Source organism: Massilia sp. KIM (assembly GCF_002007115.1).
Taxonomy (GTDB): Bacteria; Pseudomonadota; Gammaproteobacteria; order Burkholderiales; family Burkholderiaceae_D; genus Telluria.
In genome coordinates, this window is record NZ_MVAD01000005.1 from 19,922 (window position 1) to 33,455 (window position 13,534).

Below are 13,534 nucleotides of genomic sequence, written 5' to 3' on the forward strand. Positions count from 1 at the left end.
TCCATGTCTTTGCTTACTACTCGCACGCGCCGGGATGGCGGCTCGAAGACATGGTAGGGCGGGGTGGGGGCGGCGACTAGCCGTGCGCGGCTGCATGGACCGTGCAGCCTGGCTAAACAATCGCTCAGTTGCAGAACGCGCTGCCGGCAGTGCAGATGGTGGCCACGCGCGCGCGTTCCACGTAGTCGGGACGCGCGACGGCGTCGGCGTCGGGGCAGGCTCCGCCGCCATTGCAGGCGACCGCCTGGATGCGGTAGATCTGCTTCTGCAAGGGGACGCCTTCGCTGGCCTCGCCCTCGTTGTAGCCGGTGACGGAGCAGGTGACGCTCACGCGAAATCCGCTGTCGGCCAGGAAGTCGTTCAGCTGCGTGGTCTTGCCGGCGCCGGCCGCGCAGTTGCCCGCCAGGTTGGCATAGGCCCATTCGATGCCGCCGCGCGCGGCCAGGGCGGCGCGCGCGCCGAGCAGGGCCTGGTCGACGGTCGCCTGCTGGGTGCCGGTCAGGCGCGCCAGCGCCACGGCCAGGCCGGCGACCACCACCAGCAGCACCACCGCGGCGATGTAGGCGAAACCGGATTGACGCCGCGCTCTCATGGCACGTTGTCGACGTGGGCGCCGAGCACCAGCGAGGCCGATTCGCCGCGCTCGGTGATGGTCAGGCGCGCCTGCACGAAGCCCGCTTCCTGGGTGGCCCCCTGGTTGGGTTCGTAGAGGAAGCTGCAGGCCGACACCTTGTCCGCCAGGACGGCCGCGTTGGCCGGCAGCGTGCATTGGGCTGCCGCGGGGAGGGTGCGCGCGAAGCGGTACAGCGTCCCTGTCCCCGTGCCGGTGGCCGGGTCGGTGCCGACCTTGTCGCAGGCATAGGTGACCGCCTGTTCCTGCCCCGGCACCACGACGAAGCGTCCGCCCTCGTAGCCGGGCGGGATGCGCATCGGCGCCTGCAGCGTGATGCGATGCGCGCCCATGTGCGCGGCCGTAGGCTCCACCGCCTGGACCGTCTCGACGTTGACGCCGCCGTAGACATCGTCGGGGTTCTGGTTGCCGATCACGATCCGGTCGCCCTGAGCCGGCGCCGCGGCGAATGGCGTCAGCACGTCGAACTGGGTCTTGGCCACATCGGTTTCCAGGAAGGCGCTGGGCGCGGCCGGCGTGTCGTTCTGGGTATCCGGGCCGCTGCGGTAACGGCCGCCATCGCGGCTGGGCACCATTTCGATGCACTGGCTGGAGAGCGGGCGCACCGAGTTCGGCACCGCCGCGCGCACTTCGCCGACCAGGCGGCGCAGCGCGGTGTCGGCCTGGTTGGTCAGGCCTGCGCGCTGTCCGACCAGCAGATAGCTCTGGATCGCCGGTCCGAGCTGCAGGGCGAAGATGCCGCCCAGGACGCCGATCAGGACCATCACGACGATCAGCTCGACAAGGGTGAAGCCGTGCTGGCGTGTCATCATGGCTGGGTCCTCCAGCCGGTCAGCGTCAGGGACTCGCCGCGATGCGTCACCGTCACGCGCACCCTGAGCGCTCCTCCGGCGGGGATGCCGGTCAGGATGGGCTGGTCGACCGCAACGCCCAGGGCGTAGCCCTCCAGCCCTTCCACCTTGTTGCCGGCAACGTCGAAGATGCCGTTAGTGGCATAGCCGTTGGCGTCGCGCACGTCGTTCCAGCCTGCGCGGCTGGGGGCCGGCGTGGCGTCGACGGCGAAGGGCTTGAGCAGGATCTCTTCCATCATGCTCTCGGCGATGGCCAGCATCTGCTGGCTCGCAATCGGATCCGCGCTCGCGAGGTTGGCGCGTGCGTAGGCCGCAGCCAGGCCGGCCAGCGCGATCCCGACGATCACGATGGCGATGATCAGCTCCACGAGGGTCATGCCGGCCGCACGCCTAGTTGACATAGCCGGTGCTCCCTTGCAGCTTGATGGTGCGGCGCGTGGCGCCGGACATGCGGATCTCGACGCTCTCGAAGGCCAGCGCCGAGCCGGAGGGTGTCGTGGAAATCGTGCCGTTGGGATGGAAATACAGGACCTGGAAGCGGGCGCTCATGCTGACCGCCGTATCCGTGCTGTCGAACTGGTTGTCGGCGACGCCGGCCAGCTGCAGGCCGCAGGCGCCAGCGCCTTCGGCATCGAGCGGACGCGTGGGCTGCTGGCGGAGGCGCAGCCTGACGCCGCCCGCCTCCAGCGTGGCGCACACCACGCGGCGGCGCGCCACCGCGGTCTTCTGGGCCTGGCGCAGCGCGCTCGTCACCTGGTCGCCGAACACCGTGGCGGCAGTGGTGTTCTCGCCCATCAGGCGCGGCACGCCGATCGCGGCCAGCACGCCGATCAGGATGATCACCGTGATCAGTTCGACGAAGGTGAAGCCGTGCTGCCGCTTCAATGGAAGACCTCGCGCACGTGGATGATGCGCCTGTTCTCGGGCGGGATGATGCCGAAGGTCGCGCGCCCTGCCGGGTCGCGCGCGAGCGGCGCGCCGGCCGCGCCGCAGTCCTGGACCGCGCGCAGCCAGGGCAGGTTCGCGCCGCCGGAGGCAGGAAGGTCCGCGACGCAGGCGTTGTTGCCGGCGCTGCTGCCCAGGTTGGGCGCGAGGTCGACCCATCCGGCGCCGCCGTCGATCTGCTCGACGGGCAGCACAGCGCCGCCCTTAGCCAGCTTGAGCGTCCCCGAGAAGGGTTTGATCACGGGCGCCGCGCCATTGCCGGAGGAACCGCGCTGGGCGGAAGACCTGGCGCTGAACGCGCTGGCGGGGATGCTGGTGAAACTGTCGTCCTCGTTCAGCAACCAGCTCTTTCCGGTCCAGTATTCGGCGCTGACCGGCAAGTCCAGGCGCGTGCCCTTCAGGCCCACGCGGCTGGCGATGCGCAGGCGCCCGCTGCGCAGCAGGGGGCGGGCCAGCTCGTTCGTCTCCGCTCCTGTGGAGTTGATGAGTTCGGCCTTGGCGGAAAGGCCGTTGTCGGCGCGCAGCCGCAGCTTGAACGGGGCCGTCTTGTCCAGCGTATAGACGGGAGCGGCCGTCGCCACGCCGGCCTTGAAGGCGGAGGCCGCGATCGCCTGGCCACTCAGGGTGCCGCCGCCGGGTTTCTCGACTGTGCCGCTATCGCTCCAGGCAGACAGGCTCACCGCCTTGGCCAGCTCGCCCGCGTAGTTGCGCGTCACGTTGCCCAGCGCGCTCTTCGCGCTCACCTTCACCGGCACCGGCTCGCCCACGTAGTAGAACTTGCGGTTCTTCGCGGCCTCGGCGTCGGTCAGGGCGACCTCGAACCAGGCTGGCAGGAAGGGGCCGAAATTGGCCTCGCAGGATGGGGAGTTCGCGCCGCTCGCGCCCTCGATCTTCAGCGTGCTGCCCAGGAAAGCCGTGACCGAGGCCAGGAAATCGACCTTGCCGGCTTCGCTCCAGGTCGCCTGTACCGTGGCGACGCCATCCTTGAAATCGCTCATTGCGCCCGGCGCCAATACGCCTTTGTCCAGGCCACCCGGCACGCAGCTCACCGCAAGCTGGGCGTTGGTCGCTTCCGGGGTCGCGCTCAGCTTCGCGCTGTCGAAGCTCCTGGTGATCGCACCGTTGAGGTTCAGCGCCGTCAACTCCAGGTTGAAGGGTTTGCCGGAGCGCATGCCCTCGGCCGCCGCAGTGCTGGCGGCGATCCTGAACTTCGCCGGCGCCGCGATGAAACGGCCCTCGCCATTGACGTCTTCCAGCGTGGCGCGCAGCTTCATGTCACCGGCGTCCGGGAACACCAGTGCAAGCTGCGCCTTGCCGTTGGCGTCGAAGGAAGTCGACACCGCTTGCTGCGCGCCGTTGCAGGCCAGGGCCGTTCCGCCCAAGGTAAGGCTCGCCGCGCCGCTGGCCGGACGCACATAATTGCAGGCGTACTGCACCGGCTTGCTCACGTTGGCGAAAGCGGGCACGCAGGCAGTCTGGTTCTGGTTGGCCTTGAGGGCCTGGATGATGGCGGTCTGCCCCGCGCCGGCGTAGTGGTCGGGCACCGTGATCGCGAAATTGGCGTCGCCCTCGAAGGTCATGTCGCAGCTGCTGCCGCCGTTGGCGGTGTTCCTGCACTGTGTGGCGCCGGTCGTCGCGCCGCCGTGGTCGAGGCTCAGCTTGGCGATGCCCTTGGCGATGCGCGACACCTCGCCGGTGCTGTTCTCGCCGCTGCTGCCGATCTGCACCTTGGCGCCGCCCGGCTGCAGGGTGACAGTGGCGCCGCCCGTGTAGCGCTTGCTGCACGAGGCGTCGGCGCAGGCGGTGACGGTCACCCGTTCGGGCACGCAGGTGTCGGCCCTGCCGTCGTGGGTGATGCGGAAGTGGTTGATGCCGGGCGGCTGGGCCGGGGCGGCGCACTTCGGGCCCAGCGTGGTGTAGAAGCCATAGCCGCTCTGGTTGTTGACGCAGCTGCAGTCGCCCGCGGTCGCGCCCTTGCGGCAAGTGATGGTGTCGCTGACGCGGCCGTGCCAGTACAGGTTGGCCAGGTCGACGATGGCCGAGCCCTTGACGATGGCTTCCGAGCTTTCCAGGGTCAGGGTGCCGGTGTCGACGTCGCCGTCGACCGTGGTGCCGGAGGCGAGGGTGAGCGAAGATGCGGCCTTGATATCGCCGGTGACCACGCTGCCGGAAGCCAGCAGGTCGACCACCGGCGCGGTGATCGCGCCCGTGACCTTGCTGCCGGAAGCGAGAGTGAACTTGGTGCTGGCGTTGACCGCGCCGTTGATCACCACCGGCGAACTGGTAGTGATGGTGGTGCCACTCACCGGGCCGTTGATGGTGGCGTGCGAGCCGATCGAGACTGTGCCCTTTGAAACCAGGGTGCCGCTGATCTGGATGGTCGAGCCGCTGCCGAGGATCAGCGTGCCGGCCGTGACGTCGGCCTTCATCGTCTGCGCCTGCTTGCCGAAGGTGAAGGTGTCGGCGGCCTCGAAGGAACCGCCGCTGACCTTGAACTTGTCTGGGTCGATGCCGCCGATATTCAGGTCGCCCGTGCTCGTCAGGCGCGCGCTGCCCGACATGGTCAGCCCATGGTTGAAGCCGAAGGAGACGTCCGACTGAACGTTGACGGTGTAGCCGTCGGCGATCACGATGGCGTCGTTCCACTCGGGCAGGGTGAGCTTGGCGCAGGTATAGACCTTGCCCGACAGGCTGCAATTCATGACGCCGCTGGCGCCGCCGAATGTGTACACGGCGGCCTGGGCCGCGCCGGACGCCAGCCCGAGCGCGCCCGTCAGCAAGACGGCGGCGAGGCGCGCACCTTGGCGGCCGGCGCGAAACAGCGATGTCGGTGACAGTCTGGGCATGGGAAGGTCGAACGCGGAAGGCGTAGGCGAAAGTGTGCATCAGCTCCCTTTTCCACACAACAACTTTTTCGGGCAGGCAATATTGGCAGTACAACTATCCGGTTCAAAAACGTGCCGAAAACAACGGTGCGGGTAACTGGTGTAAACAGCTTTACAATATTTCTGTCCAATAAACACCCAGTCGAGACCTCATGGCCCATATTCATCCAGCAGGTTGGCGCGAGATGTCCGTCACTGGCGCCGCCGCGCGTGAAATCGAAACCCTGGCCACGCTCGAGCAGCGCCTGGCGGACGCGCCGTACGAGATCTACCACGGGGTGCACTGGACCAATGTCGAGCAGGGCTATTCGGTCTACGGCGACATCGACTTCATCGTGGTGGCGCCCAACGGCCGCATGCTGGTCATCGAGCAGGTGGCGGGCTTCCTGAACGAGACCCGCGATGGCCTGGTCAAGGCCTACCAGGGCAAGCCGCGCAAGATCCGCAACCAGATCCTGTCCACCATCGAAGGCTTGAGCAAGCGCTACCAGGGCGCGCTGTCGATCGATTACCTGCTCTACTGCCCGGACTACATCGTGCGCGACCAGCAGCTGGCCGGGATCGACCCGCACCACATCATCGACGCCACCAACAAGCCGAAGCTGGCGCGGGTGATCCGCGAAGCCCTGCCGATCACGCCCAAGACCGAGGAATTCGACAAGGTCACGCGCTTCCTGAGCGACACCCTGAACCTGCGGCCGGACCCGAGCTCGATGATCGGGCACGCGGTCAACATGGTCACGCGCCTGTCGGGCGGGCTGGCCACCTGGGCGCGCCGGCTCGAGTTCAGCCCTTTCCGCCTGCGCGTGGTGGGCACGGCCGGCAGCGGCAAGACCCAGCTGGCGCTGGCCGAATACACGGCCGCGATCGACGCCGGCCTGCGTCCGCTCTACGTCTGCTTCAACCGTCCGCTCGCCGACCATATCGAGCGCCTGGCGCCGGCCGGCGGCCGGGTCGCCACCTTCCACACCCTGTGCGATGCCTGGCTGCGCGCCCAGGACCAGACGCCCGACTACGGCTCGCCCACGGTGTGGAGCGAGATCGAGCAGTCGCTGGCGGCGGCCGAGCTGCCCGAAACCTGGCAGTACGACGTGGTGATCGTGGACGAGGGCCAGGACTTCTCGACCGTCTGGCGCGACATCGTGCTGCGCATGCTGAAGGAAGGCGGGCGCGCGATCTGGCTGGAGGACCCGGACCAGAACCTCTACGGCCGCGAGATGGTGCCGCTGCCGGGCTGGGTGACCCTGCACTCCAACACCAACTACCGCAGCCCGCGCCAGATCGTCGACATGCTGGGTTCGATCGGCGCGGCGCGCCAGCCGGTGGAGGCGGGCAGCCCGTTCAAGGGCGCGGACATCGAGGAGCTGACCTATCCCGAAGGGGAAGTCGAGGCCATGCTGGCGCAGACGCGGCGCGCCGTGACCCTGTGCCTGGGAGCCGGCTTCGGGCGGCAGGACATCGCGATCTGTTCGTTCCGGGGGAGGGAGAAGTCGGCGATCCTCAAGCTGGACAAGCTGAGCGATGCGCATTCGCTGCGCTCCTTCACCGGGGAGTACGACTTGTTCGGCAATCCGCTGTTCCGCGAAGGGGGGCTGCTGGCGGAGTCGGTGTACCGCTTCAAGGGGCAGTCGGCGCCGGCCCTGATCTTCACCGAGATCGATTTCGAGGAACTGGACGAGCTGGCGCTGCGCAAGCTGTTCGTGGGAATGACGCGGGCCAGGCTGAAGCTGGTGCTGGTGATGAGCGAGCGGGCCTCGGTCCAGATCCTGGACCGGGTGAGCGCGAGGTAGGGCGGGCCCCGGGGCGCCGCGCCTGCCTCGCCGGCGAAACTCAGGCAGCCATCGCGCCCGCGTCCACCCCTGCCGCCGCAAGGTGCCGGTTGACCGCCGACAGCACCGACTTGAACGAGGCGGTCACGATATTGCTGTCGATGCCGACGCCGAACAGGGTCGGCCCGTTCCCGACGCGCAGCTCGACGTAGCAGGCCGCCTTCGCGTCCGCCCCCGAGCCGATCGCATGCTCGTGGTAGTCCATCAGCTTGATCTCCAGTCCCAGCGCATTGACGAAGGCGTCGATCGGCCCGTTCCCGGTGCCCTTGAACACCTGCGGCGCATGGTGGCGCGCCACGTTCACCTCGAGCTGCACGTCCTCGCCGCTGGCCTCCTGCATGCGGTGGCCGACGTAGTGGTAAGGCTCGTCCTGCTCCAGGTATTCGCGCGCGAACAGCTGGTGCAGGTCGCTGGCCGCGATCTCGCGGCCGCTCTCGTCGGCCACCTTCTGCACGGCGCGCGAGAACTCGATCTGCAGGCGGCGCGGCAGCTGCAGGCCGTATTCCTGCTCGAGCAGGTAGGCCATGCCGCCCTTGCCCGACTGGCTGTTGACGCGGATGACGGCGTCGTAGCTGCGGCCCAGGTCGGCCGGGTCGATCGGGAGATAGGGCACTTCCCAGATCGCGTCGGCCTTCTGCTGGGCGAAGCCCTTCTTGATCGCATCCTGGTGCGAGCCCGAGAAGGCGGTGAACACCAGGTCGCCCGCGTAGGGGTGGCGCGGGTGCACCGGCAGCTGGTTGCAGTCCTCGACCAGTTGGCGCACCGCGTCGATGTCGGAGAAGTCGAGACCCGGGTTCACGCCCTGGGTATAGAGGTTCATGGCCAGGGTCACCAGGTCGACGTTGCCGGTGCGCTCGCCGTTGCCGAACAGGCAGCCCTCGACGCGGTCGGCGCCCGCCATCACCGCCAGCTCGGCGGCCGCCACGGCGGTGCCGCGGTCGTTGTGCGGGTGCACGCTGATGACGAGCGATTCGCGGCGCTCGAGATGGCGGCACATCCACTCGATCTGGTCGGCGTAGACATTGGGAGTGGCCGCTTCCACGGTCGAGGGCAGGTTGACGATCATCCGGTTCTGCGGGGTCGGCTGCCACACGGCGCTGACGGCGTCGACGATCTGCTTGGAGAAATCGAGCTCGGTGGTCGAGAAGGACTCCGGCGAATATTCCAGGCCCCATTCGGTTTGCGGATGCTGGGCCACCAGTTCCTTGATCAGCTGGGTGCCCTTGACCGCGATCTGCACGATCTCGTCGCGCTCCATGTTGAACACCACGCGGCGGAACACCGGGGCCACCGAGTTGTAGACGTGGACGATGGCGCGCTTGGCGCCGGCCGCCGCTTCCACCGTGCGGCGGATCAGCTCATCGCGGGCCTGGGTCAGGACGATGATGGTCACGTCGTCGGGGATGCGCTTTTCCTCGACCAGCATGCGCACGAAGTCGAAGTCGGTCTGGGAGGCGGAGGGGAAGCCGACCTCGATCTCCTTCAGGCCGATCTTCACCAGCATCTCGAAGAAACGCAGCTTCTTTTCCGGGCTCATGGGTTCGATCAGGGCCTGGTTACCGTCGCGCAGGTCGGTGCTCATCCAGATCGGCGGGCGGGTGATGCTGCGGCTCGGCCACTGGCGGTCGGTCAGCGGGACGGCGGGGAAGGGACGGTATTTGGCGGCGGGGTTCTTCAACATGTTCGGTTGCTCCTGGAATGTGGTCACGTGGCCGCGGCGTGGCGGCGGGGTGTGGCGACAGGCTGCCGGACGGGCCACGAACGCTAGGCCCGGCAACCGGTCGGTAGTTTTAGCAGCAGGCGGAACTGGGCGCGCGAGCCGACCGCCAGGAGGAAACCTGGATGGTGAAGCGTTGGCGCGAAAGTGAGACTGGTGAACATCGGTACGAATTCCTGGCTGCTGGGGGAGGCCGGCTGTGGCCGGACGGGGCGCGACGGGGTCAGGCGCGTAGTAGCAGGGCAGCCAGCGATAGTTCGCCGGCGGCTGGTAGGAAAGTCGACAGATGCAGTTGGAAGGACATAATTTCGACTTTATGGGAGGCTCGGCCGTATGTCAAGCAGATTTTTGTGCGATGCGGCGAAGAAAGTACGGAAAAATCGCCTTGTCGTGCGCCGTCTTGCAGCCAGCGTCCGAGACGAGCGGCTTGATTTAACGAGAATGTTTATTCTATGCATGACTCATGAATGCGCATGTTCAACCTTTTGGATGCGTGTGCTAGCATTCAGAGAAAGTAAATACTTGAGGAAAGTACATGAAACATTCGGTGCCGGAAGCTGCGCGAACCCGTGTCAAACTCCTTGCCGCCTCGGCGCTCGCGGTGCTCCTGGCTGCTTGTGGAGACCATCCTCCCAAAGACCGGGACGATGACAAGCCCGCCCCGCCACCGCCGCCCGCGATCAGCGTCGTGGCGGGCGACCCGGCCGTATCCGGCGCCGTCAACGGTACGGGGGCAGCGGCACGATTCAACGAACCCAGCGGCATCGCCATCGACGCCGCGGGCAATCTCTACGTGGCCGATTACGGCAACAACGTGATTCGCAAGATCACGCCCTCAGGCGCAGTGAGCACCTTCGCCGGCGAGTTCAACCGTTCCGAGTCGGTCGATGGCACGGGCAGCGGTGCGAGATTCGGCGGCCCTTCCGCAATGACCATCGACGGGGGCGGCATCTTGTACGCTGTCGATGGCTACAATGTCCGAAGGATTGACACCTCAGCCCAGGTCAGCACGATCTACAGGCTGCCGATCGGTTCGAATGTCGATAGCCGGGCTTCCTTGTACATCGTGCTGCGCGGTATCGCAGCCGATGCCAGCGGTAACGTCTACCTGACGAATGGCCCGAGTACTCGCCGCATCAGCAATACCGGCGTGAGCATGCTGGAAGGCGATCTGGTGATCGACAACCTGTTTGGCACGAGGCTCATTCCGCCGCGCGGGATCGCGGTCGACAGCGGCGGCAGCGTCTATTTGTGGAGTATCGATAACCGGGTCAGCAAGTGGACGCCGAATGGCGCCTTCGGACTTGGCAGCATGGCTCCCTTGACGCTCACCGGCTCCGCGGCCCCCTCCTGGGTGGAGTCGATGGCGGTCGACTCCCAGGGTAATCTCTATGCGTCCCACAACACCTTGATACGCAAGATCACGCCCGCAGGAGTCGTATCGGTGTTTGCGGGATCGGGCGACTCGAGCACGGTGGTGCCGGGTCCGCTGCCGGGTGGATTGGCCACCGTGCGCGGCATGGCCACGGATGGCAAGGGCAATCTCTACGTCACCTCGGGGCACGCGATCGTCAAGATCAGGTTGCCTTGAGCGGGCGGTTCGAAGCGCACTGCGCGCGGGAACTCCGCGCCGGATTTCGGCGGGGTCCTACCGCGCCAGTTCCTGGCAGCGGAGCAGGGCCCGCGCATGGACGATCCGTATTGACCGGATACCGGAGCATGACGATGAATACCAGGCCGTTTGTCATCCTTGTTTCGCTGCTGTTTGCTTTGCCACTCGAGGCAGCGGAAAAGCTGCCGAAGGACGTTCAGCAGTTCATCGAGCGACGAGAGACCTGCGAGCACTTCCTCGGCGAGATGCCCGATCCCGACCAGCGTGAGCGGATGAAGGAGGTCGAGCGCCAACTCGACAAGTACTGCCGGGGGACGGACCGGACCCTGGCTTCGCTGAAAAAGAAGTACAGCCGCAATCCGGCGATTGTCCGCCGGCTCGCCCACTACGACGCACGGATCGAGCCGGGGACGGAGGCTTTCCCGGACGAGCGGCGGTGAGCGGAGCGCGGGAACTGTCCTGAGCCTTGCCCTGGCGCGAGATCGCCCGGCGTCCTTACATGGACATCACTACCGCCTGGCGACCATACACGACCACGCGCCCGCCATGCTCGCGCTGCCAGGCCTGCGCGCTCGGCGCATCCGGGAACCACACCTGCTCATAATCGCCAAAGGCCCCCAGGTCGAGCCGGAAGCGATCCAGCATCTCGGGCGCATGGCGGTCGACGTCGCGCTTGCAGGCGTCCCAGTCGGCATAGCCCAGCTCCACCGCGATGGTGCGGTACATGTGCTTGAGCTGCAGGGTCGCGCGCGCATGATAGAGATCGGTCACGCGCCCGGCCGCCGTCGCGCGCGCCGCATGCACGCGGCGCACGACGGGCAGGGCCTTGCTGGGATGGGGCGAATGGGCGTCGCGCAGCATGCGGCGGGCGTAGCGGCGCAGGAAGTCGGTGTTGGTGTCCGCAGTCGATGCGGCGTGGGATGGCAGGTGCATACCAGTTTCCTTTTCACAGTGAACTGCCGCTCTCGCTACGGCTACAGTGATCGGAAGCTAGGTTCTCGAAAAGTGTCGAACTAGATTGGGCAGGTGCGCTGGCTTTCGCGAGAGTGGGCGTCCTGCTCAGCCCGTGCAGAATGCTAACACGGAACGGCGGCACGGAGTACGGGATGACAGCACCTGCAGCCCGCTCGCTCGGGCGGCCAATGCCGTGCGCCACCCGGCCGTGCAAGGCGTATAGTGGGCTCATCTGACCGTGCCTGGCCAGACCAGGAGGTCCTCATGAACGATTCCTCTCCCCAGTCCACCTTCCACGGACTGCCGCTCACGGACGAGCAGAACCGGCAGGTGCTTGCCTATATCCGTCACCAGCAGCATGCGGGCAAGGCGTGGGAAACGCCCGAGCTGGACGCCATGCTGGACGATATGCTGAACCCGCCCGAGGTGAGCGACGAGGATGGCGGCGAGATCGACCGCTCGATCGAAACCGAGCGCGCCACCGCCAGTCATGAGGAGCCCGGCTGAGCCGGGCGGCGCCAGGAAAAGCCGATTCTCGGCTAATACTCGTCAATTGCTGTTACACTGGCCGCAGCGCCGCGGTCCGCCGCGTGCTCGCGCGCAAGCGCCACCCCCGACACGCCCTGAAACGCAGCCCGCCTTTGCCGGCTCCGTTCCTCCTGACCTGGCCGCACATGGCCGGCCCTCCACGCAGCGATCGCAACAGGTCGCCCCCTCTTAATCCCACGGTGCATGCCTGTGCATGTCCCGTTGCCCGTCTCTGGAGAATCCCGCATGGCAAAAGAAGAACTGATCGAAATGAACGGACTGGTGTCCGAAGTCCTCCCCGAAATGCGTTTCCGTATCGACCTCGATAACGGACACAAGATGATCGCCTATACCTCCGGCCGCATGAAGAAGAACCACATCCGCATCCTTGCCGGCGACCGCGTGACGCTCGAGCTCTCGCCCTACGACCTGACCAAGGGCAGGATCGTGTTCCGCCACATCGAAAACCGCATGCCGTCCAAGCCGCGCAGCGGACCGCCGCGCCGGCGTTGATGTTGTCAACTCAGCAATGGGCGGCGCCTTTTCCTACGCGAGGCCGCGCCCGGCGCTGACATCGTCCCTGGTCGGGGCCGCTACTATGGATCGCTTCATGTCTTGCACATGAACTCGTGAGCAGCTCTGTAAATTTTCCTGGGATTGATGATGAATACTGGCACCGTGAAATGGTTTAACGATTCAAAAGGCTTCGGCTTCATTACGCCGGACGATGGCAGCGGCGACCTGTTCGCCCACTTCTCCGAAGTACGCAGCGCCGGATTCAAGTCGCTGAGCGAAGGCCAGCGCGTGAGTTTCGAGGTCGGCAGCAGCCCGAAAGGCCGTCAGGCATCGAACATCCAGCCAGCCAACCTGTGAATCGGCCAGGCGCCCAGTAAAAAGGCCCAGCAATGCTGGGCCTTTTTCTTGCGCGCTCGCTGCGCACCGCTGCGATGACGCGGCAGGCGTCATCGCGCCTGGCCGCTTCAACGGCCGATGGTCGCCGTCGCGACGCCCTGGGCGACGCTAGTGGTGCTGGTGGTGACGGTCAGGCCGAACAGCGGCTTGCCGGGCGCGCCTTCCTTGGTCCATTCGTAGGCCATGGTGCGTACCGAAGCGCCGTCGACCGTGGAGGTCGTGTTGCGCTTCTGTTCGCTGCGGAAGGGGGCGGGCGCATTGCTGACCAGCTTCTGGAACAGTTCCTGGGCAGGCGCGGCCTGCATGGTCTTGGCATAGACCGCGCACAGGTTCTTGTCGTCATCCAGCACCAGCACGAAGGGGCCTTGCGGGTGGGGCAGAATCCAGGCTTTGCCGCGTGCACCCTTGAGGAAGACGGCGGCCTTGTCGGCGGCCAGCTCCGGAGCGGCTTTCAGTTGTTTGCGCAGGCCGCCGAAGTCGTGCAGGTACTTCAGGCAGTGCGACGAATAAATGTCCATGAAGGCCTTGGCCTGCATGTCAGGCGCGGCGATGGCGAGGGTGGGAAGCAAGGTGCCTCCAAGCGTGACGGCAGCTTTGCGAAGCATGGGGTGGGACTCCGGCTGGTTAATGGGATACCCAACTATAACAATTTCGACAAAATTGCCCGGGT

The 13,534-nt window shown here is 66.4% G+C and carries 14 protein-coding genes; 6 read left to right on the top strand and 8 right to left on the bottom strand.

Annotation, left to right across the window (positions count from 1 at the left end; genetic code table 11):
- Positions 1-124 precede the first annotated feature (124 nt).
- From B0920_RS24755 to B0920_RS24775, 5 genes are read right to left on the bottom strand one after another with little or no spacing between them, the layout of a single operon-like run.
- On the bottom strand, positions 125-592 hold the full coding sequence (locus B0920_RS24755; protein ID WP_078035369.1) for a hypothetical protein: 468 nt from the start codon (positions 590-592) through the stop codon (positions 125-127).
- Positions 589-1,443 (bottom strand): type II secretion system protein, encoded by an 855-nt coding sequence (locus B0920_RS24760; protein WP_078035370.1) that lies wholly within the window; start codon positions 1,441-1,443, stop codon positions 589-591. Before B0920_RS24760 ends, B0920_RS24755 begins: the two co-directional genes overlap by 4 nt.
- On the bottom strand, positions 1,440-1,883 hold the full coding sequence (locus B0920_RS24765; RefSeq protein WP_078035371.1) for a prepilin-type N-terminal cleavage/methylation domain-containing protein: 444 nt from the start codon (positions 1,881-1,883) through the stop codon (positions 1,440-1,442). The genes B0920_RS24760 and B0920_RS24765 overlap by 4 nt, the downstream gene beginning before the upstream one ends.
- Complete coding sequence (locus B0920_RS24770) at positions 1,873-2,367, bottom strand: Tfp pilus assembly protein FimT/FimU (protein ID WP_179119292.1); 495 nt, start codon at positions 2,365-2,367, stop codon at positions 1,873-1,875. Before B0920_RS24770 ends, B0920_RS24765 begins: the two co-directional genes overlap by 11 nt.
- Positions 2,364-5,273 (bottom strand): polymer-forming cytoskeletal protein, encoded by a 2,910-nt coding sequence (locus B0920_RS24775; protein WP_078035373.1) that lies wholly within the window; start codon positions 5,271-5,273, stop codon positions 2,364-2,366. Before B0920_RS24775 ends, B0920_RS24770 begins: the two co-directional genes overlap by 4 nt.
- A 191-nt stretch (positions 5,274-5,464) precedes the next feature.
- Here B0920_RS24775 and B0920_RS24780 point away from each other — a divergent pair, with 191 nt between their 5' ends.
- On the top strand, positions 5,465-7,102 hold the full coding sequence (locus B0920_RS24780) for an ATP-dependent helicase (protein ID WP_078035374.1): 1,638 nt from the start codon (positions 5,465-5,467) through the stop codon (positions 7,100-7,102).
- 40 nt (positions 7,103-7,142) lie between these two features.
- Here the strand turns inward: B0920_RS24780 and leuA are convergent, their stop codons facing one another.
- Positions 7,143-8,822, bottom strand: coding sequence for a 2-isopropylmalate synthase (leuA, locus tag B0920_RS24785; RefSeq protein ID WP_078035375.1), 1,680 nt, complete (start codon positions 8,820-8,822; stop codon positions 7,143-7,145).
- A 571-nt stretch (positions 8,823-9,393) separates the two neighbouring features.
- Here leuA and B0920_RS24790 point away from each other — a divergent pair.
- Together B0920_RS24790 and B0920_RS24795 are read left to right on the top strand one after the other, a co-directional pair.
- The gene (locus tag B0920_RS24790; RefSeq protein ID WP_078035376.1) at positions 9,394-10,449 is read left to right on the top strand and encodes a hypothetical protein; all 1,056 of its coding nucleotides are present in this window, start codon (positions 9,394-9,396) and stop codon (positions 10,447-10,449) included.
- Between the two features lie 128 nt (positions 10,450-10,577).
- Complete coding sequence (locus tag B0920_RS24795; protein WP_078035377.1) at positions 10,578-10,910, top strand: hypothetical protein; 333 nt, start codon at positions 10,578-10,580, stop codon at positions 10,908-10,910.
- Between the two features lie 55 nt (positions 10,911-10,965).
- Here the strand turns inward: B0920_RS24795 and B0920_RS24800 are convergent, their stop codons facing one another.
- Positions 10,966-11,403 (bottom strand): hypothetical protein, encoded by a 438-nt coding sequence (locus tag B0920_RS24800; protein WP_078035378.1) that lies wholly within the window; start codon positions 11,401-11,403, stop codon positions 10,966-10,968.
- 285 nt (positions 11,404-11,688) lie between these two features.
- On the opposite strand from B0920_RS24800, the gene B0920_RS24805 reads away from it, so the two are divergent.
- The 3 genes from B0920_RS24805 (at position 11,689) to B0920_RS24815 (ending at position 12,825) form a co-directional block, all read left to right on the top strand.
- The gene (locus tag B0920_RS24805; protein ID WP_078035379.1) at positions 11,689-11,931 is read left to right on the top strand and encodes a hypothetical protein; all 243 of its coding nucleotides are present in this window, start codon (positions 11,689-11,691) and stop codon (positions 11,929-11,931) included.
- 267 nt (positions 11,932-12,198) lie between these two features.
- Positions 12,199-12,465, top strand: a complete 267-nt coding sequence (gene infA, locus B0920_RS24810; RefSeq protein ID WP_078035380.1) for a translation initiation factor IF-1 — start codon at positions 12,199-12,201, stop codon at positions 12,463-12,465.
- A 150-nt stretch (positions 12,466-12,615) separates the two neighbouring features.
- Positions 12,616-12,825 (top strand): cold-shock protein, encoded by a 210-nt coding sequence (locus B0920_RS24815; protein WP_078035416.1) that lies wholly within the window; start codon positions 12,616-12,618, stop codon positions 12,823-12,825.
- Between the two features lie 107 nt (positions 12,826-12,932).
- On the opposite strand, the gene B0920_RS24820 is transcribed toward B0920_RS24815, so the two are convergent.
- Positions 12,933-13,433, bottom strand: a complete 501-nt coding sequence (locus B0920_RS24820; RefSeq protein WP_078035381.1) for a hypothetical protein — start codon at positions 13,431-13,433, stop codon at positions 12,933-12,935.
- Positions 13,434-13,534: the final 101 nt, after the last annotated feature.

Coding starts and splice junctions, on each gene's coding strand:
- B0920_RS24755 (WP_078035369.1), bottom strand. CDS start 592: ATGAGAGCGCGGCGTCAATCCGGTTTCGCCTACATCGCCGCGGTGGTG.
- B0920_RS24760 (WP_078035370.1), bottom strand. CDS start 1,443: ATGATGACACGCCAGCACGGCTTCACCCTTGTCGAGCTGATCGTCGTG.
- B0920_RS24765 (WP_078035371.1), bottom strand. CDS start 1,883: ATGTCAACTAGGCGTGCGGCCGGCATGACCCTCGTGGAGCTGATCATC.
- B0920_RS24775 (WP_078035373.1), bottom strand. CDS start 5,273: ATGCCCAGACTGTCACCGACATCGCTGTTTCGCGCCGGCCGCCAAGGT.
- B0920_RS24780 (WP_078035374.1), top strand. CDS start 5,465: ATGGCCCATATTCATCCAGCAGGTTGGCGCGAGATGTCCGTCACTGGC.
- leuA (WP_078035375.1), bottom strand. CDS start 8,822: ATGTTGAAGAACCCCGCCGCCAAATACCGTCCCTTCCCCGCCGTCCCG.
- B0920_RS24790 (WP_078035376.1), top strand. CDS start 9,394: ATGAAACATTCGGTGCCGGAAGCTGCGCGAACCCGTGTCAAACTCCTT.
- B0920_RS24795 (WP_078035377.1), top strand. CDS start 10,578: ATGACGATGAATACCAGGCCGTTTGTCATCCTTGTTTCGCTGCTGTTT.
- B0920_RS24800 (WP_078035378.1), bottom strand. CDS start 11,403: ATGCACCTGCCATCCCACGCCGCATCGACTGCGGACACCAACACCGAC.
- B0920_RS24805 (WP_078035379.1), top strand. CDS start 11,689: ATGAACGATTCCTCTCCCCAGTCCACCTTCCACGGACTGCCGCTCACG.
- infA (WP_078035380.1), top strand. CDS start 12,199: ATGGCAAAAGAAGAACTGATCGAAATGAACGGACTGGTGTCCGAAGTC.
- B0920_RS24815 (WP_078035416.1), top strand. CDS start 12,616: ATGAATACTGGCACCGTGAAATGGTTTAACGATTCAAAAGGCTTCGGC.